The organism is Candidatus Planktophila sp. (assembly GCF_036734405.1).
Taxonomy (GTDB): Bacteria; Actinomycetota; Actinomycetes; order Nanopelagicales; family Nanopelagicaceae; genus Planktophila.
The window spans coordinates 116,123-137,467 of record NZ_DAIMYR010000001.1; the positions used below are offsets into that span (position 1 = coordinate 116,123).

18 protein-coding genes and 7 tRNA genes are annotated in these 21,345 nt (G+C 45.7%); 10 read left to right on the forward strand and 15 right to left on the reverse strand.

All coding sequences use genetic code 11. The features are described 5' to 3' along the window. Positions 1-32: 32 nt before the first annotated feature. Genes AC9UC2_RS00560 through AC9UC2_RS00570 form a run of 3 tightly spaced genes read right to left on the reverse strand, consistent with a single transcriptional unit; the run spans position 33 to position 3,202 of the window. Positions 33-878: a carbohydrate ABC transporter permease gene (locus tag AC9UC2_RS00560; RefSeq protein WP_509524003.1), complete on the reverse strand. Its 846-nt coding sequence runs from the start codon at positions 876-878 to the stop codon at positions 33-35. Then, positions 875-1,843: a carbohydrate ABC transporter permease gene (locus tag AC9UC2_RS00565; RefSeq protein ID WP_509524006.1), complete on the reverse strand. Its 969-nt coding sequence runs from the start codon at positions 1,841-1,843 to the stop codon at positions 875-877. Before AC9UC2_RS00565 ends, AC9UC2_RS00560 begins: the two co-directional genes overlap by 4 nt. A 12-nt stretch (positions 1,844-1,855) precedes the next feature. Then, positions 1,856-3,202 (reverse strand): ABC transporter substrate-binding protein, encoded by a 1,347-nt coding sequence (locus AC9UC2_RS00570; protein ID WP_509524009.1) that lies wholly within the window; start codon positions 3,200-3,202, stop codon positions 1,856-1,858. Between the two features lie 178 nt (positions 3,203-3,380). Here AC9UC2_RS00570 and AC9UC2_RS00575 point away from each other — a divergent pair, with 178 nt between their 5' ends. Beyond that, positions 3,381-4,283: a glycoside hydrolase family 16 protein gene (locus AC9UC2_RS00575; protein WP_509524013.1), complete on the forward strand. Its 903-nt coding sequence runs from the start codon at positions 3,381-3,383 to the stop codon at positions 4,281-4,283. A gap of 42 nt (positions 4,284-4,325) precedes the next feature. Continuing rightward, positions 4,326-5,639 (forward strand): hypothetical protein, encoded by a 1,314-nt coding sequence (locus AC9UC2_RS00580; protein WP_509524016.1) that lies wholly within the window; start codon positions 4,326-4,328, stop codon positions 5,637-5,639. Between the two features lie 45 nt (positions 5,640-5,684). Here AC9UC2_RS00580 and AC9UC2_RS00585 read toward each other — a convergent pair whose 3' ends face one another. The 5 genes from AC9UC2_RS00585 to AC9UC2_RS00605 all read right to left on the reverse strand — a co-directional run bounded on the left by AC9UC2_RS00585 (position 5,685) and on the right by AC9UC2_RS00605 (position 15,585). Further along, positions 5,685-6,932 (reverse strand): glycoside hydrolase family 16 protein, encoded by a 1,248-nt coding sequence (locus AC9UC2_RS00585; protein ID WP_509524018.1) that lies wholly within the window; start codon positions 6,930-6,932, stop codon positions 5,685-5,687. A 58-nt stretch (positions 6,933-6,990) separates the two neighbouring features. Then, positions 6,991-7,063 (reverse strand) — tRNA-Lys (locus tag AC9UC2_RS00590). Positions 7,064-7,111: 48 nt separating this feature from the next. Then, positions 7,112-13,324, reverse strand: coding sequence for a beta strand repeat-containing protein (locus tag AC9UC2_RS00595; protein ID WP_509524021.1), 6,213 nt, complete (start codon positions 13,322-13,324; stop codon positions 7,112-7,114). Between the two features lie 186 nt (positions 13,325-13,510). Then, complete coding sequence (locus tag AC9UC2_RS00600) at positions 13,511-14,590, reverse strand: glycosyltransferase family 4 protein (RefSeq protein WP_509524024.1); 1,080 nt, start codon at positions 14,588-14,590, stop codon at positions 13,511-13,513. A 38-nt stretch (positions 14,591-14,628) separates the two neighbouring features. Next, positions 14,629-15,585, reverse strand: a complete 957-nt coding sequence (locus AC9UC2_RS00605) for an L-threonylcarbamoyladenylate synthase (RefSeq protein ID WP_509524713.1) — start codon at positions 15,583-15,585, stop codon at positions 14,629-14,631. Between the two features lie 104 nt (positions 15,586-15,689). Here AC9UC2_RS00605 and AC9UC2_RS00610 point away from each other — a divergent pair, with 104 nt between their 5' ends. The 4 genes from AC9UC2_RS00610 (at position 15,690) to AC9UC2_RS00625 (ending at position 16,931) form a co-directional block, all read left to right on the forward strand. Then, entirely contained in the window at positions 15,690-16,418 is a 729-nt protein-coding gene (locus tag AC9UC2_RS00610; RefSeq protein WP_509524026.1) for an SIMPL domain-containing protein, read from the forward strand. Between the two features lie 124 nt (positions 16,419-16,542). Further along, positions 16,543-16,615 (forward strand) — tRNA-Glu (locus AC9UC2_RS00615). A 91-nt stretch (positions 16,616-16,706) separates the two neighbouring features. Next, positions 16,707-16,780 (forward strand) — tRNA-Asp (locus AC9UC2_RS00620). 77 nt (positions 16,781-16,857) lie between these two features. Further along, a tRNA-Phe gene (locus tag AC9UC2_RS00625) sits at positions 16,858-16,931 on the forward strand. A gap of 41 nt (positions 16,932-16,972) precedes the next feature. Here the strand turns inward: AC9UC2_RS00625 and AC9UC2_RS00630 are convergent. Next, positions 16,973-17,314 carry a HigA family addiction module antitoxin gene (locus tag AC9UC2_RS00630; protein WP_509524028.1) on the reverse strand — a complete coding sequence of 114 codons (342 nt, stop codon included), beginning with the start codon at positions 17,312-17,314 and terminating at the stop codon, positions 16,973-16,975. Positions 17,315-17,332: 18 nt separating this feature from the next. After that, a complete protein-coding gene (locus AC9UC2_RS00635; protein ID WP_509524031.1) occupies positions 17,333-17,611 on the reverse strand; it encodes a type II toxin-antitoxin system RelE/ParE family toxin in 279 nt (92 codons plus the stop codon). Between the two features lie 99 nt (positions 17,612-17,710). Between AC9UC2_RS00635 and AC9UC2_RS00640 the strand changes: the two genes are divergently transcribed. Together AC9UC2_RS00640 and AC9UC2_RS00645 are read left to right on the forward strand one after the other, a co-directional pair. After that, positions 17,711-17,806, forward strand: a tRNA-Asp gene (locus tag AC9UC2_RS00640). A 77-nt stretch (positions 17,807-17,883) separates the two neighbouring features. Beyond that, a tRNA-Phe gene (locus tag AC9UC2_RS00645) sits at positions 17,884-17,957 on the forward strand. 44 nt (positions 17,958-18,001) lie between these two features. On the opposite strand, the gene AC9UC2_RS00650 is transcribed toward AC9UC2_RS00645, so the two are convergent. The 3 genes from AC9UC2_RS00650 to AC9UC2_RS00660 form a co-directional block, all read right to left on the reverse strand. Beyond that, positions 18,002-18,280 (reverse strand): type II toxin-antitoxin system RelE/ParE family toxin, encoded by a 279-nt coding sequence (locus AC9UC2_RS00650; protein WP_509524034.1) that lies wholly within the window; start codon positions 18,278-18,280, stop codon positions 18,002-18,004. Further along, positions 18,267-18,608: a type II toxin-antitoxin system RelB/DinJ family antitoxin gene (locus AC9UC2_RS00655; protein ID WP_509524037.1), complete on the reverse strand. Its 342-nt coding sequence runs from the start codon at positions 18,606-18,608 to the stop codon at positions 18,267-18,269. Before AC9UC2_RS00655 ends, AC9UC2_RS00650 begins: the two co-directional genes overlap by 14 nt. A gap of 143 nt (positions 18,609-18,751) precedes the next feature. After that, entirely contained in the window at positions 18,752-19,507 is a 756-nt protein-coding gene (locus AC9UC2_RS00660; protein ID WP_509524039.1) for a hypothetical protein, read from the reverse strand. Between the two features lie 132 nt (positions 19,508-19,639). On the opposite strand from AC9UC2_RS00660, the gene AC9UC2_RS00665 reads away from it, so the two are divergent. Continuing rightward, a tRNA-Phe gene (locus AC9UC2_RS00665) sits at positions 19,640-19,713 on the forward strand. A gap of 29 nt (positions 19,714-19,742) precedes the next feature. On the opposite strand, the gene AC9UC2_RS00670 is transcribed toward AC9UC2_RS00665, so the two are convergent. Both AC9UC2_RS00670 and AC9UC2_RS00675 read right to left on the reverse strand, forming a co-directional pair. Next, entirely contained in the window at positions 19,743-19,868 is a 126-nt protein-coding gene (locus AC9UC2_RS00670) for a hypothetical protein (protein ID WP_509524042.1), read from the reverse strand. After that, positions 19,865-20,482 (reverse strand): hypothetical protein, encoded by a 618-nt coding sequence (locus AC9UC2_RS00675; protein WP_509524044.1) that lies wholly within the window; start codon positions 20,480-20,482, stop codon positions 19,865-19,867. Before AC9UC2_RS00675 ends, AC9UC2_RS00670 begins: the two co-directional genes overlap by 4 nt. Before the next feature lie 68 nt (positions 20,483-20,550). On the opposite strand from AC9UC2_RS00675, the gene AC9UC2_RS00680 reads away from it, so the two are divergent. After that, on the forward strand, positions 20,551-21,345 hold a 795-nt coding region (locus AC9UC2_RS00680; RefSeq protein ID WP_509524046.1), incomplete at its 3' end, for a class I SAM-dependent methyltransferase.

Here is a 21,345-nt window from a genome sequence, read left to right on the forward strand (position 1 = left end):
TTTCTTACCTAGGGTGGATTGAGAATTGATCATTAACCTTTTACAGCTCCGTCCATAACGCCGCTTACTAGGCGACGACCAACGAAAATGAAGAGAATCAGCAATGGGGCAGTAGCCAAGAAAGCTCCACCCATTTGCAGCGAATAATCCAGTCCATACAATGGCTTCAATTGAGTCAATGCAACCTGCAATGTGAATCGTTCAGGAGATTGCAGAACAATTGTTGGCCACAAGTAATCATTCCAGGCTGCAAGGAATGCAAAGAGTCCTAGAACAAATGAGCTCTGGCGAATACTTGGAAGAACAATGCTCCAGAAAACTCGTGGAACTGATGCTCCATCGATGCTTGCAGCTTCAAGAATTTCATTAGGGACCTGGGCATCGATAATCTGGCGCATCCAGAAGACGCCAAATGCGGTGACTAATGCCGGGACAATCAAGGCGTACAAGGTATTAACAAGATTTAATCTGTTGGCCATGATGAATAACGGCACGATTCCAAGCTGACTTGGAAGCATCATGGTCGCAACGATGAAAAGAATAGAAAATTGACGGCCCCTAAAGTGAAGTTTTGCAAAAGCAAAGCCTGCAATCGCTGAAAAAATCACTTGAGCAATAGCAATAGCTATTCCAACGACGAAGGTATTGATCAACGCTTGCGAGAAGTAGACACCTTCGGCGGTTAATACCTTGTTCGCAACCTCTAAGAAACGTGGGCCAGGAACAAGTGAGGGAGGCGTTTTGGAAATTTCAGCATCTGTATTAGATGAAACAATGAACATCCAATAAAACGGAAATATCGAAAGAAATGTAATGAGAGCCAGCATCAAGTAATGAAGCTTCGAAGTCTTTTGCCATTTCGGGATGTTGCGCTTCATCGGCTACCTTCCCCTGCAAGGCGTCGGGTGATAACAAAGTTAATAGCCGAAATAATCAACACAATGATGGTTATCGCAATACCAATGGCCGCGGCGTATCCATACTTGTTGTTAAGGAAAGCTTGGTTGTACAGAAACAGAGTCAAGGTCAAGAACTGCTTGGTTGATCCGCCTTCAGCGTTTAGTTGCTGAGGTTCGGCAAATACTTGCAATCCGCCAATTGTTCCAACGATAAGAACAAATGTGATTGTGTTCTTTAGCGAAGGCAGTGTTACGTACTTGAATTGCTGCCATTTCGAAGCGCCATCTACTGATGCTGATTCATACAGCTCATCTGGAATCGCCAACATAGAAGCAAGGAAAATCAGAGTGTTGTAGCCTACCCAGCGCCACGAAATCATGGTGGCGATCTGAATATGGCTTGGGATGATGCCTTCAATAAAGTCGATGTTGTCGACACCTGGAATCAAGGTAATCACAGCGTTAATCAGCCCATAGTCACGACCAAACAGCTGCTGGAAAACAATAGTGATTGCGATGATAGAGGTGATATTTGGAACCAAAAGAATGGTTCTCCAGAAAGATTTTCCCTTCAGCCGCTTATTGCGAAGAATTGCAGCAAGGCTGATTGCAACTACGAGCTGCGGAAAAGTTGAGAGCGCCCAGATGCTAAAAGTATTGCGAAGTGCAATCCAAAAATCAGAGTCCTGAAGAAGAAAAGTAAAGTTATTTATGCCATTAAATTCTGATTCTCCAAGCGGATCCCACTTAAAGAATGCAATGTAAATTGAATAGAGAACTGGAGCTACACCGAAAACAATGAAGATTAAAAAGAATGGCGCAATTGCTGGATAACCCCAGCGACCATCTAGCGATGCAACGCCAGGAAGTTGCTTCTTCTCTTTCTTCTTCCAAGGAGTAAGGGGCGCTTTTGAGCGCCCCTTACTTTCCTTAAAAATTGTCATCGGATAAACGCTTTAATTCTTAAAGAGTTTATCGATGTCAGAGATAACAAGTTTGTATGACTTGTCAGAGGTCATCTTCTTTGATGCAACACGGCCTAGGCCTGCACCAAATGTTGAATCAATCTTTCGTTGAAGTTCACCTTCAAAGATTGGCTTCAACTTCAAAACACCCTTGGTGTAAATCTGACCGACAGGAGCGTTGCTAAAGAATTCATCCTTGTAGCCAAGCAAAGCTGCATCATCGTAAAGAACTGATGCTGATGGGAATAGGCCATAGGTCTTGAAAACCTTTAGCTGTTGTTCAGGTGCCAAGTACCAGTTTAAAAAGTCATAAGCAGCTTGCTTATTCTTTGAATAACTTGGGATTGCTAGCTGAGTACCACCCTGATTTCCGCCACCTACTGGAAGATCAGCAATGTCCCACTTGCCCTTTGTGTCTGGAGCTTGCTTCTTGATGTAATCAAGCATCCAGGCCGGTGCCAGGATGGTTGCCATTGCACCCTTATTCATTCCAATATTCCAGTCAGAGGTGAACTGACCTAGGCGTGCACCAATTCCTGAATTAAGCGCTTTAACCGTTGTATCCCAAGCCTTTTTGATTTGTGGATTAGTTTTGTAAACCAGTTTTCCTTTATCGGTTCCATCTGGCTGGTAGTACTTAACAGTTCCTTGATTCATCACAGCTGCATAAATTGATCCAGCATCGTCAATAAATCCCTTGCCAGACTTCTTTTCTGCAGGGGTTAACTTAGAAACATACTTTTGACCTGTTGCGATGAACTGATCCCAAGTTGGCCACAACTTTGATACTGCGGCTCTATCAGTTGGTAGCCCAGCCTTTTTAAATAAATCTGTTCGGTATGCAACCTGAAGTCCGCCGACATCAGTTGGGATTCCGATAACGCTGTCGTTGAATGCAACTCCTTGCTCCCAACGCCATGGTAAATAATTTTTCTTAATATCATTTGCTGATAATCCAGCTGCGACACCGGCAGAAACATTGGTGTCAGATGTCTTCATCTGTCGAAGATCTTGGAAACAGTTTGGGCGATTTCCTGTACGCCAGTAACCGGAGTACGGAGTTTCAAAAGCGATGATGTCAGCCGGTCCACCTGTTTGGCAGGACAAGATTGTCTTCTGGTGTAGCGGGTCAACATCGTTCTTGATCGGAACAATCTTTACCTCAGGGTGCAGCTTTTGATATTCGCGCTGTAGTCCTGGCTGAATTACTTCGCCAAAGGTCCAAATTGTCAGGGTCACTTGCTCTGCAGCCTTTGCTGGCGCAGTTAGCACTCCGGCACTTACCGCCACTGCGATTAGTGCTCCTAGAAAGCTGTTTAGTTTCAATGACTTACTCATGTTTGACCTTCCGTAAAGAGACAATGACCTTTGGCAGAACTGGCGAATCAAACTCTCAGGAAATCTATGCCAGATTAGGGTTTCCATGAAAGCGGTTTCAAGGTACGCTATTTAAGCCTTTCCCGCCATCTGGCGCAAGGGGTTTTTCCATCAAGATTCGGTAACGGAGGGTTTGACCATGAGGTCTAAGTGGATTTCACCAGCCAGTGCTTTGGTCGCACTTGCCGTTGGTCTGTCACTTCTGGTTAACCCTGTTGCCGATGCGGCTCCGAAAAAACTAAAGCTCCTGTGGTCCGATGAATTCAATGGCAAGCAGGGTGTTCGTCCTTCATCCAAGGTGTGGAGCGCAGAAATTGGTGGCGGCGGTTGGGGAAACTCTGAACGACAGTTCTACACAGACAAAGCTGCCAATGCTTCAATGGATGGCGCTGGTCGATTAGTTATCACTGCAAACCGAATCTCTAATCAATATGCAGAACTAGTGGGCGAAGTACCAGGCACAGAAGATATTTTGAACAGATGCTCTGAGTGTCAGTTTACAAGTGCGCGTTTAAAAACCGCACGCAAACTTAGTTTTCAGTACGGCCGAATTGAAGCTCGAATAAAAATGCCAGAAGGTGTTGGCACATGGCCAGCTTTCTGGATGCTTGGCGGAGATTTACTTGATGGTGTTCCATGGCCCGAATGCGGCGAGATCGACATCATGGAGTTTCGGGGAGATATTCCTGATCAATCAACCTCTGCAATTCACGGACCAACTACTCCCCAAGGTTCTGGGCTAGGTGCTCGCTTCTTGAGCGGCCCACCACTGTCAGAGGGTTTTCATACCTACGCACTTGAATGGAAAAAGAACTCTTTAACTTTCATTGTTGATGGCAGAGTCACCGGCACATATACATCCGCCGACACCGGATCACGCGGCTGGGTATACAACCAAAAATTCTTTTTAATTTTAAACCTTGCCATGGGTGGCACTTACGCTGGCGAATACATAGACCCAGCCTTAAACCAAGCCCAATTAAGCGTTGATTACATTCGTTTTTACTCAGTCAACGGCGTTGGAAAAGTTTTCAAGAATTAACCAAAAGTAAAAGCTATACACAGTCAGCAAAAAGGAGCGAAGATGAAGATCAGAACAACCAGAACCAAGCTGGTAGCAGCACTTGCCACGCTAATTCTTGCGCTTACAAGCAGCCTTGTTGCTTTGCAAAGCACAAGTGCTTCAGGGCTCCCAACGGTTAGAGCTTTAACACCAGTATTCAACCCAGCAAATGAAACCTTTGCTTCAGATGGTCTTGCGCAGTACTACGCAGCAGGTGGTCGCAGTTACTTCAGATATGTCGGTGCAGGATCAACAATCACCATCACATACCTTGTCACAAGCGATGGCACAGCACCGGCGGCAGATAAGAATGTTTCATTTATGGTCAATGCCCCTTACAGCGGTTCGAAGGCGCTATGGGAGATCAACGGTAAGAACGCTGGCGCGTCACAAGACTCTGCAACAGGGTATGGATTATTGGTTGCAGGAAAAACAGATTCTGCTGGAAAAGTATCTTTCACAATTAAGAACTTAGATGCGCAATCAACAGCAATGGCTATCCCGGCATCTGAAACTCAACCACGAGCAACAACGGGCCGTCTGTATGGAAACATGAAGTTAATCATTGATGGACTAACAGACATGCAACAAGTTTTGGACCTTGTAACTTTTGATATTACGAAAGCGGCAGCTGAAACAATTCCTGGTGGATCAACTCCAACCCCGACACCAACTGCAACGGCTACAGCAACACCTACGCCAACTCCGACACCAACTGTTGAAGCTCCAAAGGCGCTTCCATCAATGCGATTGGTTTCTCCGGCATTTGGCCCGTCAAATAGTGTTGATACAACTGGAGATATTGCGCAGTACTACTCACCTAAAACTCGCGCTTTCTATACATACATCGCCGCGGGAACAACACTAACCTTGAAGTACTTAGTTACCAAAGATGGAACAGCTCCGCTTGCAAATACTCAAGTAACTCTTCAAGTGAACTCTCCCTACAGCGGTTCAAAGGCAACCTGGTTATCTGGCAGCACAAAAATTGGTGTTCCTGCTTCAGAGACAGCATCTGGTGCTGACCTTACGGGCACAACTAATGCTGCAGGCGAAGTGACTTTCAACCTGAAAAACACCAATACAACCGGAACAGAAGCGGTACCTGCATCACCAAATGCAGCTGCTCCAAAGCTTCGTTTATACGGAACTCTAAAGCCGGTTATTCCAGGCTATGGTGACAAAGATGCTGATGTAGATCTAGTTACCTTTGATGTTTACGCAGCACCAAATGTTGTTGTCAAGAAAACAACTATCACCTGCGTAAAGGGCAAAACAACCAAAAAGGTAACTGCGGTAAATCCAAAGTGCCCAACTGGATATAAAAAGAAGTAAATCCTTCGAAGGGGCTCCCGGCATCTGAACTAGATGTCGGGAGTTTTACTTTGTAAAGACTTGTCCTTGTCCATTAAGTTGATAGCTGCGGACCCAATCAATTGTCATAGTTGATGACATCAAGTTGTTCCACGGTCCACTAAATGAAGCGCTAACAGCGTTGTTAAGAATCAAGAAGAACTTATCGTTAAAACTCCAGTGACCACCTAGATTTTGTGGAGTTGTCGTTGAAATCAAACGCCCATCGACATAATACGAAATCGAGTTCGGAAGCCATGCCACTGCATACGTGTGAAAATCCAAACTTAGATCAACACCGACAGGTAGCGATGCAACCTTGTATTGATGATTCCAACAGCAAGCGTTAGGAGCATAAGTTGTTGTGTAATGCGTTGCAGAAGTGGCAATTGTCGGTTCATTTCCGCGGATTTCGGTGATATCCATTTCACCTGATGTTGGCCAGCCAACCTGATTTATGTTGTCTCCCAACATCCAAAAAGCAGGGTGATTACCGCTACCGGCAGGCATTTTGATACGTGCTTCAATAAATCCGTATTGAAAAGCCACTTTCCCATGTGTATCAAAACGACCACTGACAAATCCGCAGTAATTGCTCAAACACTTTCCCGCATCGGCCGGCAACGCTCCTGAAATACGGTTGGTTGAGATCACCGCTGCACCATTTTCGCTGCCATCTAGGGCAATAGCAGAGGGTGCGTAGTAGACAACTTCGGCATCAAAACAAGCGCCACCACCAAGGGAAGCTGGAACTCTGTGGCAGTTTCGTGCACTCCAATTTTGTACATTGATAGCAGCGCCTTTGTTTCCCTTGAAATCATCGCTCCACAAAAGATTCCCTATTGTTAAGCCTTGGATTTTTGGTTTTTCCGCCTCAGCTTTTGCAGCTTTTGCTTCAGCTTCAAGGCGAGCCTTTAATGCTGCAGCTGCAATTTCTGCATCCCGTTTTGCTTTTAACTCCGCTGCTACTTTAACAGCACGCTCAAATGCTGCTTTCTCTAACAAATCTTTTTGCTGTGCAATCTCTAGCCAGCTTGGACCCGCAAGCGGGAAAGGGGCAAATGAAGATGTGTTGTCGTCTGTAAATTTCCAGATCAGTTTTGATGCAGATTTCACACATGTGAAAAGTTTCTTGCCTTCAAGAAATTGATTGCCTGCTTGGCTACAAGATGTGCCCGATATGGTGGCTGCTTGTGAGTTAACAACAATTGCAGATGTAAAAACAAGAACAAAAGCCAAAGCTGTCGATAATCGACTGAATTTTTTTATTGGCACGCGGCAGATGGTAGTCGAATCTTCTGTGAAAATAATTTGATTTAGCAATTATTGGATGTGGGCCCAGACGGGCTCGAACCGTCGACCCACGGATTAAAAGTCCGTTGCTCTACCGACTGAGCTATAGGCCCCACTTTGTACCTTTGTGCGTGCAAATCTTATTGCATTATTACAATATTTTATCCACGTGAAATCTTGACGATTACACAGCGATTTACGCTCGATTTGCAAAGAGAGGTGGTTTTTGAACCGAGACCACGAATGGTTACTTGAGCTTTTGGAGCTAACTTCAAGATAGCCCTTTTGGCTGCCGCGGCTCGCTCTAATGAGAACTTCAAATCATCCGTACCGCTCTTTTGAGCATATCCTGTGACGGAAATTCTTAAGACTTTGCCAGTCAAATCAAGTGTCTTGAGAAGTGCTGTCTGCTGTTTCAAAAACTCAGTTTTAGCATATGCAAACGGAATTACTACAGATAGCTTCTTTTTAACTGAAGGCTTCACCGGAACAGATGGTGGCTTCACCGGAACAGATGGTGGCTTTACGGCAACCAAATTCTCTAAAATAGTTAATTCTAGCGAAGAGGAAAGAACACTCTTGTTTATAAGTTGAATATTAATCTGAAGAACATTACTGCCGATCTTAATTGTACTTGGTAATCCCAAAGTTGAATCGAAATCACCTAAAGCATCAGTTTCTGATTCTGCAATCAGTGTCTCGTCTGCGAGTATGTAGATTCGGTATTTGCTATTTGGCAAAAAGCCTTTTCCGGTAACTCTAAGATATCCATCTTCATAGATTGTCACACGACTCTGTGAGTTTAGAGAGACAATTTTCTTGTTTGAATCCAAAGAGAAGAGCTCAAGTCGCCAATCCTTTGTTGAAGCAACATAAGACTCACCCGAAAGGTTGGCACTGAATTTAATTGGGTAGGTCTCCCCACCAATGCGAATTAAATCTGCTCCATCCTTTAGCGTAGCGGCCTCCAGGAATGGCCCGAGGTTAACTGGAACTTCTGGAGTAATTTGTGATTCTTTCCTAAGCGGTGCCGATACAGCGTATCGATTTGTGCCAGAAAAAATTATTCCATTTTGAAGAAGTATTCTTGCTCCTACGACTTCCGCAAAATACTCTCGATAGCTTTCTGGCAATTCCTTTTCAAATACTCGCAAGGCTACTTTTCCACTTTCAATCTGAAGAGAGAGATGCCCATTAGAGTCTGAACAGCTACTACCCAATTTCAAACTGCTTAGTGAAAAAATTTCAACGCAAACTGGTTTACTATAAATCTTTATTGGATCAGAAGGGTCAGTTGAGATTAGATAAATGAATGTTGGAGTTGGAGTTCCTCCGCCACCTGCTGAGGTAACGGGCGCTGGCGAGGAACTAGATCCACTTTGCGTTTGGCTACTCCATTGAGCACACAAAGTTATGGACGCAGTTGGCAGGTATGGAGAATTCACTGATGAGCCACCAGAGCAGCCAGTAAACCATCCCAAAAAGGTGAAGCCACTTCTAGGTGTCGGTGAACCCAGGATTATTGGTGAATCGCCAGTTGTGAAATTAACAGATGCTGGCGAGACTGCAGATCCGCCATTTGTTGTCGAGTCAAAAGTCACCACAAAAACACTTAAGGAAAGCCCAGATGTCGTGGCAGTGCCGTTGGAATATCCGGTTCTTGAAGAGGAAGCAGAAATAACTGAATTTGCAGCTCCCGCTAATCCTGACACTGTGAGAGGTAAAAGTGCTCCCACAGGTGTTCCAATTGTCACGGTTCCAGTTGATGCGGAAATACTCCAGGAGAATGCTGGGTCGTAATTGGTAATGCTTAGGGTGAAACCGCCAGAAACACCGACCGGTGTTGAAAAGGTGGGTGTGAGTGCACTTCCAAGTGGTGTTACCGCTGCAGTTGCAGTACTGCTTTCACTATTACCAATTGCATTTGCAGCTACCACGGTAAATGTGTGAGGTATCCCGTTTGTTAACCCGGCAATCACGCAACTTAAATTAGAAGTGGTACATGCTTGACCTGAATTTGATGTAGCCGTGTAACCAGTAATTGCACTTCCGCCATTTATTGCAGGCGCAACCCAGCTAATAGTTGCGGTTTGACTATTGGTCGTTACAGCAGAGACTGAAGTTGGCGCATCGGGAACTGTTGGAGTAATTACCACAACTGGATCCTCGGTCAAATAGAATGTAGCGGTTCCATCTACTGTTGCTATACCAACAACTGTGGCAACCCCACCAATGATTGAGTAAACGCGCTGTCCAGCCGATATCTCTGGTGAAGTTACTGTTACCTGGACTGATTTTCCTGGATTAGTTAATGGAGTGGTTCCATCTGGAGCGCTCCATGCAATGACAGCTTGCAGAATAAATTCACCCGCGTTGGTAAGTACGGCTCTGGCTGTTGAAGTGTCGCTGTAGTCATATGCTTCAACAACGCTGCCGCTAGGCAAAGTACCTCGAGGCACTGAAATGACAACGCTAGATGATCCTGCCACTGCACTGAAATTGGAATCAACTGAATCAGAAGCCGTAATAGTTCCAAGTCGGGTTAATTTAGAGGGATCGAGTCCAGAAATAGAGTTTGGTGTAATTACAAGCGTTCCAGGATTATACGTAATCAAGTAATTACTCGAAGCTAGTGTTGGTGAAAAAACGGCCGCAGATGGGGTAATTGAATAAGTTCCCGAACCGGTGGGTGGCGTACTTGTTAAGGTTCCTGAATATGTATAACTCAGGGCGGTAACGGTATCTGTATACGACAATCCTGCAATGCTGTAACTAGGAGTAACAACTCCGCCGTAAATTATTCCAACATTTACCGCACTTATCGAGAGTGGTTTTTGTGCGATAGTAAAAGTTTGCTCGACTCTTGGTGCAGCAGCGAAGGTCGCCGTGCCCGATTGATCTGCTCTAACCGTACAACTTCCACTGGAAAGAATTGTCAAAGTTGTGCCATTTGAACCGGTAGCGCTGCAAACTGCCGGAGTTCCTACTGTAAATACAACTGGATTTAATGAAGCACCGCCGGTTGCGGTCAAAGTTTGCGGTGCGTCTCCATAAGTCTTGCTAGAAATTGAGCTGAAGGTAATTGTTTGATCCTGTAACGCTCGGCCATCTACTGAGCTGCTTCCGGTTAGATACCCAGTCTTTTCGATCACTGCAGTTACCGTGGCAGTTTCACCCGCTGATAAACCAGTGATAGTTAGTGGTAAAACTGAACCTAAAATTGTGCCACGTGTTAATACTCCAACTGAGACCGCTTCAGTTTGAGTGAAGGTTGCATCGTAGTTGGTTTGATTAACTGTAAAACCAGTTGATGTCCTAACTGGAGTATCAAAAACTGCCAGGCGACCCGGAAGAATCGTTGTTCCTGTTACAGATGCCGTTCCATTTGAATATCCTGAACGAGAAGTTGTCACTGTCACGACTGCAGAGGCCCCGGAAGAAAGACCCGAAATAGTTAATGGCCATATTGATCCAGTCGGCGTTCCAACTGAGATTGTTCCTGTAGAAACCGACGCAGTTTGTGTGTATGTCGGCGAATTATAGTTAGTCACGTTTACTGTAAATCCATCTGCGGTTGCTACCGGTGTCGAAAATGTCGGCGTTAAACCAGCAGGCAATGCGGTAACAGTTGTGGTCGCCGATGTTGCGGTATTGCCATTTCCAAAGGTATCGGTCGTCGCATTTGCAGCCATCGAAAACGTCAAGTTTCCAGTGGAAGACGCACCAATTGCAGGTATTACATCAATCGTATAGGTCGTAGCGCTGGTTTGCACTGCATCTGCCATTGCCCATCCACTCTGCAGCGACGATGTAAGCATGGATTTTGTAAAGGAAGAAACAGCAGCACTGAAAGTGATCGTAAGCGTAAATGTAGAAGTAAGGCCAACCGTTGCAGAACTTGAAGTTATTGTCACAGATGGTCCAACGATTACTGCTGCGGGGGTTGTGATACTTCTTATTTCTCCTGAAGTAGAACCAAAACTGTTTGTCGCAACAACTTGATAATAATAAACAGTAGATGGAAGTAGTGAGCCTGATGGCGAGGCAGATACATTCACATCAGTTGCTCCTGCAGCTGCAGATGGAGTTGGAACCAAAGTTGCAGTGCTAGAACTTAAATCATTTGTAGTTCCATAAATAATTCGAATACTTGTGGTTGCATCACCATTTGCATTCACAACTCCTGGAAAAGTGACCCTTAGTCCTGAATTAGTTGCGGTACCTGTGGTAACTAGAGGCTTTGCCGCGGGGGTAAAACTTAAAATGGATCCTGAGTTTGTGCCATTCACATTAACCGCAGTCAATCGATAATAGTAAGTAACACCTGTAGTTAATCCACTCAAATCTGCATAAACACTAGTGCTGGAATTTCCTGTAGCCTGAGTTGGAGTGGTGGTGATTGTAGTTCCATCTGACAACGCAGAATTAGTTCCATATGTGAAGTAAATTGACGTCGTATTCCAATTGTTTGCATTTACTGCACCATTTAATCTTGCAGACGTTGCGCTAACAGATGAGGCGGCTGATGTGGTTGCCGCAGGTGCGGGTGTTGTTGTGAAGGTCAAAATCTCACTTCGTACAGTCCCCGCCTGGGTTGTTGCCTCCAAATAGTAGAAATAGATTGTTCCTTCAGAAAGCCCCGTTAAGTTTCCGCTAACTAAAATTGGGCTTGTCCCAGTCATTCCCGATGTCGAGAGAGTTGAGTTCGTGGTGGAGGCATCTACTGTAGCCACCGTTGAATAAACAAATTTTGCTGAAGTTGCGGTTCCACCACCCGGATTAATTGAACCATTTAAAGTAACTGTCGTATTAGCCAAATTTGAAACAGCACGATTGACCACTGTCGGAGAAGCTATTGGGGTGAAGGAGAGAATACTTCCCGCACTTGTGCCATTTGCATTGGCTGAAATTACTTGAAAGTAATAAGTACTTCCGGCAGTTAGCCCAGTCAAATTTAAACTTACATTTTCATTGGTGCTTCCAGACACTGTGCTTGGAGTTGCATTTACAGTAGTCGCTCCGCTCAAATCAGAGTTCAAGCCATACTTAAAAGTTACAGTCGATGCAAAACCGTTTGCATTAACTACTCCATTCAAGGTCGCTGTCGTTCCAACTCCGACATTTGATGCCGCACTTGTTGTGACCGATGGCGAAGATGCAGAGGATGCCGTTAAGTTGTAGGTAACTCTTAGTGTGGTACTAGCACCTGCTGCAAGTGATCCTAAATTAAAGGAAATTCCGGTTCCAACATCGGCGGTCGAATTATTGCGCGTCCAAGGTGATGTTCCAGCATAAAGGGCCAATGGATCGGGGTTAGGCCCCAAACCGCTTGTGTGGATGGCGCCGCGGCCTCGTGAGTCATTAGTTTGAAGGAATATCGCAGCACCATTTGGCCAAGTGGAACGAATATTTACTCCGGTACCGTCGACACCATTTTTTAGGATTGTATTTACGGTAGTGAACGGATCTGTTGGATAGGAGCCGTTGTCTGGATCGAAGTTACGAACATAATAAAGATTATTCACAGTCGAGCCTGAATCATTTTTAATTGTGACATCTACATTTAGCAGTTGACCTGTTGTGGGAATTGAAGACTTTTGGGAAATTGTTAAACCTTGGTAAGCACTTGTAGTTGAAGTCCAGGTAACGCTGCTTTCGGTAGATGTATTAACTGGGGTACTAAAACTGCCAGAAGGACCACCTCCTGAGTTATCACTAAAGCTTGTTGATGCACCATTAGCCTTGATCGCCCAACCTTCAAAAGGAGAACCCGGACAAAAGAAATCTCCATCATCAATATTTCCATTTGTATAATTTGGTGAAGACCCAGTTGTTGTTCCCCAACCATTTGTTTGTCGATCAGCTCGAAATCCTAAACATCCCCCGCTTGAGTGAAAGGTAGATGGACTACTGCTACTTCCAAAAGCGCCATTTGCCCGAATACCAACTTCAGCATGTGCTCCCTGGATAAAAGCCTGGCTTCCTACGAGTTGCGTTTGATTAGTCGGTGTTGCTGTGGTTGTTGCCGAAGCAGGACCAGGTCCATCTGCATCACGAGCTCGAATTTTTACATTATATGAAGTCCCATTAGTTAAACCATAAATAGTTAATGGACTCCAAGTTCCAGCTGGATTTCTTGTACTCCACGTAAGGCCATCATCAATTGAATAGTCATAATTTGTAGGTGTCCCGCTAGGAGCGGTGAAGGAGATCTCTAAATAAGTATTTCCGGCCCTGGCGCTCAGCCCTGTCGGGGCTGCAGAAATAACGGCTTGAGCGGCTGGAGGCGAGAAAGTCGCCGGGAGGAGCCCAAAGAGCAAAATGATTAACAGATGGTTAATCCAAGAGTGACAAGATTCCCTAAGATTCCTCATTGTGCCTTTCTTGCTTTACAGACTCGGATGCTCACCCCCGAGGATAACCCCTACCTCCTCACCCTCCAAAGCCTGAAGTACGAAATTCACTGATTCACAGGATTTTGATACAAAGGCTTGCTGATGGTCCTCAGATTCACTGAGAGAAGGTGTGGCTCAGGAAGATTTTTGAAGCAGAGGTGGTTTTTAATCGTGAGACGGGGTGCGCAAGAACAACACCAAAGCGGCAAGCCAGCCCGCAGCGAAGATGCCAATCAAAATTGAACCTAAAGAATCTGTGTAGAAATAAACACCCAGGGCAAACAACGCACACATCCCAGATGCTGCCCACAATGAAATTGCAGCCATCGGCCGTCTTAAACCACCGCGGACTAAACGATGAGAAAGATGATCTTTACCCCCAGTAAGCGGTGACAGCCCACGGGCAAGCCGTGAGAAAACTGCAACACAGGTATCAAGTAAAGGAACAGCTAGCAGCATCAACGGGATTGCAAGTGATTGCCAAATCGGAGTAATCCCTGGATTCAAACGGATTGTTGCCACAGAAATAATGATTCCTAAGAACAGTGCTCCGGCATCACCCATATAAATCTTTGCCGGCGATTTATTCCACATCAAGAAACCAATGGTGGCTCCAGCGGTAACAATAGAAAGCGCGCTAACAAGTTCCTGCCCGCGATCAAAAGCAATAATGAATACACCCAGCGCAGCAATTGCAACTGCGCCAGATGCTGCACCATCTAGGTTGTCAAAAAAGTTAATGCTGTTACAAATTCCAACGATCCAAAAAATAGTGACAGCTGTGTTTATCCAAGATCCAGAATCACCAGATGCACCTTGCCCGAAAGGTGTTCCAATCGTTCCGTTTTCAACAATCACAAATGCAACTACGGTTCCTACAGCTGTTTGTGTGATCAATCGTGGCCATGGTGATAGCGAGCGCAGATCATCAAATAATCCCATTGCACCCAACGCCAGCGCCGGCAACAAAACAGTAAACTCTAAATCCCTGAGTTGATTATTGTTTTCGCCCACAAAATTTTCTGCACCAACAAATACTGCAGCCAGAGTTACAAGGGTTATTCCCAACGCAATTGCAACGCCACCCAAGTACGGAACTGGTTCTGCCTGCGTCTTTCGAGCCATGTTCGGTGCATCCATGGCACCTAAACGAATCGCTAAAGCGCGCACCGGCCAAGTCAACAACCCCGTTAAAGCAAAGGCTGCAACACCCAAGATCGCAAATTGTGCAGCGGTAATGCTCATAGCTTCACGACCAAAGACATAAGTGGAATCCTATTGACCTAGCTCTGTGCGCTGCCGAAAGCAGCGCGCTTTAAACGGTCACGAATCGCAACAGCAATTCCCTCGCCAACCGGTTGCTGAACCACAACTGTCTGCAGTCCTTGTTCATCTGCGGCACGCAGCGCCGAATACAAAACCTGCGCAAATTCTTCATGGGTTGTTGGCGCAGCCAATCGCACAACACCATCTGCTGTCACAACATCTGCCATCGCAATAAATCCTTGACCTGCGACGGGGGATTGATCCAAGACAACTGTTGCAGCCGGCGCGTAGTGAGCCTCTAATGAACCACTGACACGGATCACTTGAGTATCCACAGCTTCATCATCTGATGTCTGCCCAACAACTTCCAACCCAGTTGATTCAGCAATCATCTGCGCGGTAATCGCACCTGGCCGCAAAATCTTCGGCACATCCCCTGTGCAATCGATGATCGTGGATTCCACACCAACATCACACGCACCACCATCAAGAATCTGATCACCATCTGCCAAGTAATCGCCCAGTTCTTCACTAACCGCCTGCGCCGTCGTCGGCGAAACATTTCCAAAGCGATTAGCACTTGGTGCAGCAACTCCCTTGCCACCAGCCCGCACAAAAGCTTCAAGCAACCCCAACGCAACAGGATGATCTGGTACTCGCACACCAACTGTGTCCTGTCCACCCGTTAAAAAATCCCCAGCCAAACCAGATCGACGCACAACCAAAGTCATTGGCCCAGGCCAATAATCACGCGCCAGCGCAATCGCATATTCAGGCACATCATCTGCCCAATCGCCTAAGCCAGACATTGATGCAATATGCACAATTAAAGGATGATCTGCAGGCCGACCCTTCGCTGCATAAATCCGCGCAACGGCATTAGCGTTACTTGCATCGGCCCCCAACCCATAAACAGTTTCAGTTGGAAACGCCACTAATCCTCCGGCCAATAAATTCGCAGCAGCATCGACCATCACCGATGCATCGCATTTGCTTAGAAACTGGCTCACTCGTTTATTCTCCCACCATTCCCAGCCTTAATTAACCCCATCCCCACTTAATACGAGATACTTGCCCTATGAAACTAACAAAACTTCGCACAGTCCTAACCGCAGTAACAGTCGCCGCCGTTGCAGGCGTAGTCGCGCTAGCGATCCCAGCAAATGGAGCAGGCACTGCAGATAACCGCTTCATCACCGTCACAGGTGTCGGCACGATCTCTGTTGTCCCAGATGCGGTTCGCTTCAACGCAACTGTGTCAGCACGTGGCACAACAAATGCTGCAGCACTTTCTGCAGCCAGCAAATCAGCAGCAGCGGTTCGCGCAGCTCTGCTCAAAGCAGGAATTGCAACAAAAGATATTCGTTCAGCAAACATCAGCGTCTACCCTGAATACAACTGGACACAAGAAGCTGGAACAAGGATCACCGGCTACCGCGCATCACAATCATTTGATGTTCTAGTTCGCACCGCATCAAAGGCCGGCACCATCATCGAAGCGGTTGTCACCGCAGGTGGCGACGCAGTGCAACTTGGTGGAGTAATGCCAACAACTCTTAACCCAGCAACTGCGACAGAAGATGCACGCGCAGCAGCGGTAGCAAACGCCAAGTCAAAGGCTTCTTCTTATGCAAAGCTCCTTGGAACTTCAATCGGCAAAGTACTTTCACTTGAAGAGCAATCTTCACCTGTGTACTCATCACCATTCCCAATGGCAAAGGCAGCAGAGGCAGATTCAGCAGTTCAGATTGATCTAGGTGAGCAGGATGTAACAGTGTCAATCACTGTTCGTTGGGCGCTTAACTAACCAGCATTAACCTTTAATCAGAAGAGCCACTGGCCCGGCGCAAGCCCGCCAGTGGCTTTTTTGTGCCTATAAATGCCATTTGGTCGCACACCTTTTCACGGGTAAGATTGCCAAGCCTTAGAACGTCCCCATCGTCTAGGGGCCTAGGACATCGCCCTTTCACGGCGGTAACACGGGTTCGAATCCCGTTGGGGGCACGCAGTACCGCAGGACCGATTCTAAAGATGTAAAAAGTAGTAACGGCTTTAACTGTGACATAAGAGCCACTTATGTTTATCAATCTCTTAAGGCCCGGTAGCGCAGTTGGTTAGCGCGCCGCCCTGTCACGGCGGAGGTCGCGGGTTCAAGTCCCGTCCGGGTCGCAAAGGTTTTGGTGTTGTATGCAAATTTATTTGTGTGCCATACGTACTGGTGGGCAACTACTAGCAAGATCTTTGTTGGCTTGGTAGCTCAGTTGGTACGAGCGAACGACTGAAAATCGTTAGGTCGCCGGTTCGATCCCGGCCCAAGCCACATTCGCTTTAGATCGACTTGCTACAGATAATCGTAACTACTTAAGAAGCAACTCGACTAGACCATGGCTTGATTGTCTTCAAGCTCTTACCAATCTGCGCCAGAGCAACTTCAAGGTCATGAGCTGCCTGTGCACGAAGCCAGTAACCATCGGACAAATTGAAGAACCGGCAAAGCCTCAAATCTGTATCAGCCGTAATTGAACGTTTACCCATAACAATGTCCCCGATGCGTTGGGCGGGCACATTGATCTCTTTAGCTAGACGATATTTTGAAATGCCCATAGGTACCAAGAATTCTTCAAGTAAAAGCTCGCCAGGAGTTACTGAATCAACTCGCTTTACCCGTGACTTAACCTGACGAGATGCAATCTTTGTAGCCATTTTTCATTCCCTTCCTTCCTAGTGGTAATCAACAATCTCTACATCTGCCGGACCTGCCACGGTCCACTTGAAACATATTCGCCATCTATCGTTAATTCGAATACTCATTTGCCCTGCACGATCACCCTTTAGCAGCTCAAGGTGATTCCCGGGTGGAACCCTTAAGTCCTCTAAGCGACCTGCGATTTCGAGCTGTCGTAATTTACGAAGTGCGATTCTTTCGAAGGAAGAAAACCGTTGGACCTGCTTGCCACTGGCAAGTGCCTCAGTTTGCTTGTCCTTAAATGAAAGGATCACTTAGGTATAGTAACGCGTAGCGTTATTAACGTCAAGCGTTACTAAATGAATAGATCTTGGCTGTTTCTGTGTCATAGCCGCAACCTGCCACCGCCCACTGACAGTCCAATGACTTATCCCCAATCGACCCTTCAGGTTGGTTAGCGCGCCGCCCTGTCACGGCGGAGGTCGCGGGTTCAAGTCCCGTCCGGGTCGCAAAGGTTTTGGTGTTGTATGCAAATTTATTTGTGTGCCATACGTACTGGTGGGCAACTACTAGCAAGATCTTTGTTGGCTTGGTAGCTCAGTTGGTACGAGCGAACGACTGAAAATCGTTAGGTCGCCGGTTCGATCCCGGCCCAAGCCACACTGCTAAGAACAATAATCTTTTTTTCATCGCTCACTAGCCGATTAAAACAACTCGGAGTGGGTTCCCAATCTGATTAAGACCAAAACTGATTTTCCACGCTTTTCATAAATAAGAAGTAAGTCAGGCTTTACGTGGCACTCGCGAGTGCCAAGGTATTCACCCTTCAATGGATGCTCTCTTAAATTGGCTGGCAAACGTCTATCAGCTGCCAATAAATCGAGCACCTCTTGAAGAAGTCGATCTAGATCCCTACCAGATTTACTTTTCTTTTCGCGCTTGTAGTCTCGTTCAAATTTAGTTGTGTACTCAAGCTTTCGCATTTAGCTTTGCAAGTAGTTGCTTTGAGTTCTTTGCCTTCTTAACTTTTCCGGCGCGAGCCGCCTTTATCGCCCGTACAGTTTTAGCGTTTGGCTTCACCGGATCAAAGGGAAGCGCACCGTCCTCCACCGCCCTAACAAGCATCATGCGAATAGCATCAGAGGTCGTTAAACCAGCAGCTTCAAAAATCGCCGCAGCCTCGGCCTTGGTCTCTTCGCTTACCCGAGCCCTTACGATCGCATCTGCCGCCATGGCATCTCCTTTGTTTGTAGCTACATTGTAGCTACAGGTTAATTCTCTTTCAACTTCTAGTTCTTGTTTTTTATCCATGGCCACAACCTGCCACCGCCCACTGACAGTCCCATGACTTATCCCCAGTGACCCCTCGGCCCAAGCCACGGTAGATACCAACCTAAATTGCAAAACAAAACCCCCACACCGCTTTTAAGGTGCAGGGGTTTTGCTGTAACTATTTAGAAGTTTGGCTCTATCGAGACTCCCATTACGTAAACCTTGCCAGAGTAAACGCTTGGCTTTTGAAGATTTCCCTCGCGGTATAGCGAAAGTGTCAGTAGCTCGCCATCGGCTATTTGACCATTATTTCCCCATGTAAAGCTATGGGTATTCATGATCTTGGAGCCCTTACTTACTACCAGTGCATCTTTTTGTTCTCCCGCTGCACTGGTTGCCCAATTCTCGTCACCAAAATTATCACCGTCTCCACGTGAGTTTAAGTAAACCTCAAAGGAAACAGGTGCGGTCGTATTCTCGGTTAGCAACCAATAAACCCTTACCGTCAGGCTTTTTGCTTTGCTCCAGCCCTTTGGCACCGCTTTAAATACAACTCTCTCTTTCTCTTGAGCAAGATCAAGAGCTTCGGCGTGGAAGAAATTGTTAGTCAGAACCAGCGTGGAAACAGAAGAAGCATCAGCTATGCCGCTGCTGTCAGTAAATCCCTGGCGTGAAGCAAGTAAGTCCCGTGGTGAAAGCCAAATGGAAGGAATTGTTGACACAGCTGGGGCAGTGGTATTGATAACAAGCTTCTTCTCGACCTTTGCCTTACACGTTCCTTTAAGCAGGATCCGCATGGCCCCTGTCTTCTGGTTTACGCAGGCATTGGTTGTTGGGCTAGCCGCGCTCGATGGAGCAAAACCCAGTAACGATGAACCCAATACCAAAACTGAAAAAATTGAAATCTTGTGCAAGTTTTTAACTCTTAGATTGCTCATCGACATCTGATCCCATCCCTCTTCCCAAGTAACCCATCTAGGTCACCCTCTAATGCTAGGGGCGGAGGCAGGCCAGACCCAGCATTTATGTGGCAAGTGGACGAGTGGGCAACTACTAGCAAGATCTTTGTTGGCTTGGTAGCTCAGTTGGTACGAGCGAACGACTGAAAATCGTTAGGTCGCCGGTTCGATCCCGGCCCAAGCCACTTTCGCTTTAGATCAATCTTGAAAACTTTTAAGCAGCAACCTCGACCATCAAGCGACCAGAGTTCTTTCTCTTTGGTTTTTCACCAATCTTTAAAGTCACAGTTACTCCAAGTGCATCCATTAGATTCATGAATGTATTCAGTGTCGGAATCATCGAATTATTTTTGTTGGTTCCAAATGTAATCGTGAATCATATGCCTTAGAAAATTTTTCTCGGGATAGTAAAAGAAAGCCCGAATGAATATTTCTTGCTTGGCGCAACCTTAGGCCCGCGTAGATTTTTTCTTCAGTCTCCCAGCCCGGCATAGCGATCATATCGACGCAGAATTCATTTCCACTAAGTGTCTCAATTCTGTTGGGAATAACTATTTCATTTAACTCCAGATTCAAATCGATGTTTATTAGAGTTTCTAAAAGACCAAGGGGAACGAAAATATCATCTTCCACAAAAAGAAAATAGTCATATTCATCAATTTGCTCAAATGCTTTATCAATCACAAACCAAGGTAAATGTTTTGGTTCCGAAACTTCACTAATTACTCTTGACCGTTTGATAAATTGATCATTTACTCCATAATATGTAATTACATATTCTATGTCTAGGGAATCTAATGCGTTACTGATTGATGCGCTAGTTGTCTCGATGATGGCCTGCCTACACGAATAGTTATCACTCTCGTGTGAGCCAAAGTCGTTTTGATAAATACCGAGTACATCGAAAAAATGTGGGATCGCTGCAAAAATCTTAAAACTACCTTGCTGGAGCATGTTCTTATCATATACGTCAGATATAATATTTCCTTCAAGTAACAATAAATAGATCGTGGGGTTGTCCTTTGTTGGATCGTGCGCTAAATGAACTGTCACACGACGATTACTTGTTCAGAATTGATGACTACCTTCCTTCGGCTTGGATTGGTCATGCACCTTTTTTGAAATTCTTAATCCGTGAACAGAAGCCCAAGATTTTTGTTGAATTAGGGGTGCACAATGGTTTCAGCTATTTTGTCGGATGTCAGTCAATTCTCGAATGTGGACTGCATGCCAAGGCGTTTGCCATAGATCACTGGAAAGGCGATAATCAAGCAGGGTTTTATGACAACTCAGTTCATAGAGGTGTATTAACTTTAAATTCAAAGTATTCTCATTTCTCTACGATAATTAAAATGTCGTTTGTGGATGCATCACATTTATTTCAAGAGAATTCAATCGATTTGCTACATATCGATGGTTTTCACACCTATGACGCAGTTAAGCAGGATTTTGAATCCTGGAAATCCAAAATGTCGGATGATGGAATAATTCTTTTGCATGATATTCACGTGAGAAGAAATACTTTTGGAGTACATAAATTTTGGGAAGAAATAAAGGAAGAATATAGGACTTTGGAATTTGTTGGATCACACGGTTTGGGTATTGTGTTCCTGGGCGAGATTCCAATTGGACTCCTTCGAGATTTTTATGAACATTCACTCAGAGGATTGATGCCTGCAATTCAAGGCGCTTTTGGTTCGATTTCAGATGATGTAATCCAAAATTTTAGAATAACAAGTGCTGTTGTGAGGGTAATGGAACGTGATAACGCGGTAATGGAACGTGATAACGCGGTAATGGAACGTGATAACGCGGTA

What these genes read in the sequence shown, in the direction of transcription:
- AC9UC2_RS00560 (WP_509524003.1), bottom strand. Translation starts at nt 878, where the DNA reads ATGAAGCGCAACATCCCGAAATGGCAAAAGACTTCGAAGCTTCATTAC.
- AC9UC2_RS00565 (WP_509524006.1), bottom strand. Translation starts at nt 1,843, where the DNA reads ATGACAATTTTTAAGGAAAGTAAGGGGCGCTCAAAAGCGCCCCTTACT.
- AC9UC2_RS00570 (WP_509524009.1), bottom strand. Translation starts at nt 3,202, where the DNA reads ATGAGTAAGTCATTGAAACTAAACAGCTTTCTAGGAGCACTAATCGCA.
- AC9UC2_RS00575 (WP_509524013.1), top strand. Translation starts at nt 3,381, where the DNA reads ATGAGGTCTAAGTGGATTTCACCAGCCAGTGCTTTGGTCGCACTTGCC.
- AC9UC2_RS00580 (WP_509524016.1), top strand. Translation starts at nt 4,326, where the DNA reads ATGAAGATCAGAACAACCAGAACCAAGCTGGTAGCAGCACTTGCCACG.
- AC9UC2_RS00595 (WP_509524021.1), bottom strand. Translation starts at nt 13,324, where the DNA reads ATGAGGAATCTTAGGGAATCTTGTCACTCTTGGATTAACCATCTGTTA.
- AC9UC2_RS00600 (WP_509524024.1), bottom strand. Translation starts at nt 14,590, where the DNA reads ATGAGCATTACCGCTGCACAATTTGCGATCTTGGGTGTTGCAGCCTTT.
- AC9UC2_RS00605 (WP_509524713.1), bottom strand. Translation starts at nt 15,585, where the DNA reads ATGGTCGATGCTGCTGCGAATTTATTGGCCGGAGGATTAGTGGCGTTT.
- AC9UC2_RS00610 (WP_509524026.1), top strand. Translation starts at nt 15,690, where the DNA reads ATGAAACTAACAAAACTTCGCACAGTCCTAACCGCAGTAACAGTCGCC.
- AC9UC2_RS00630 (WP_509524028.1), bottom strand. Translation starts at nt 17,314, where the DNA reads ATGGCTACAAAGATTGCATCTCGTCAGGTTAAGTCACGGGTAAAGCGA.
- AC9UC2_RS00650 (WP_509524034.1), bottom strand. Translation starts at nt 18,280, where the DNA reads ATGCGAAAGCTTGAGTACACAACTAAATTTGAACGAGACTACAAGCGC.
- AC9UC2_RS00655 (WP_509524037.1), bottom strand. Translation starts at nt 18,608, where the DNA reads ATGGATAAAAAACAAGAACTAGAAGTTGAAAGAGAATTAACCTGTAGC.
- AC9UC2_RS00660 (WP_509524039.1), bottom strand. Translation starts at nt 19,507, where the DNA reads ATGAGCAATCTAAGAGTTAAAAACTTGCACAAGATTTCAATTTTTTCA.
- AC9UC2_RS00670 (WP_509524042.1), bottom strand. Translation starts at nt 19,868, where the DNA reads ATGATTCCGACACTGAATACATTCATGAATCTAATGGATGCACTTGGA.
- AC9UC2_RS00675 (WP_509524044.1), bottom strand. Translation starts at nt 20,482, where the DNA reads ATGCTCCAGCAAGGTAGTTTTAAGATTTTTGCAGCGATCCCACATTTT.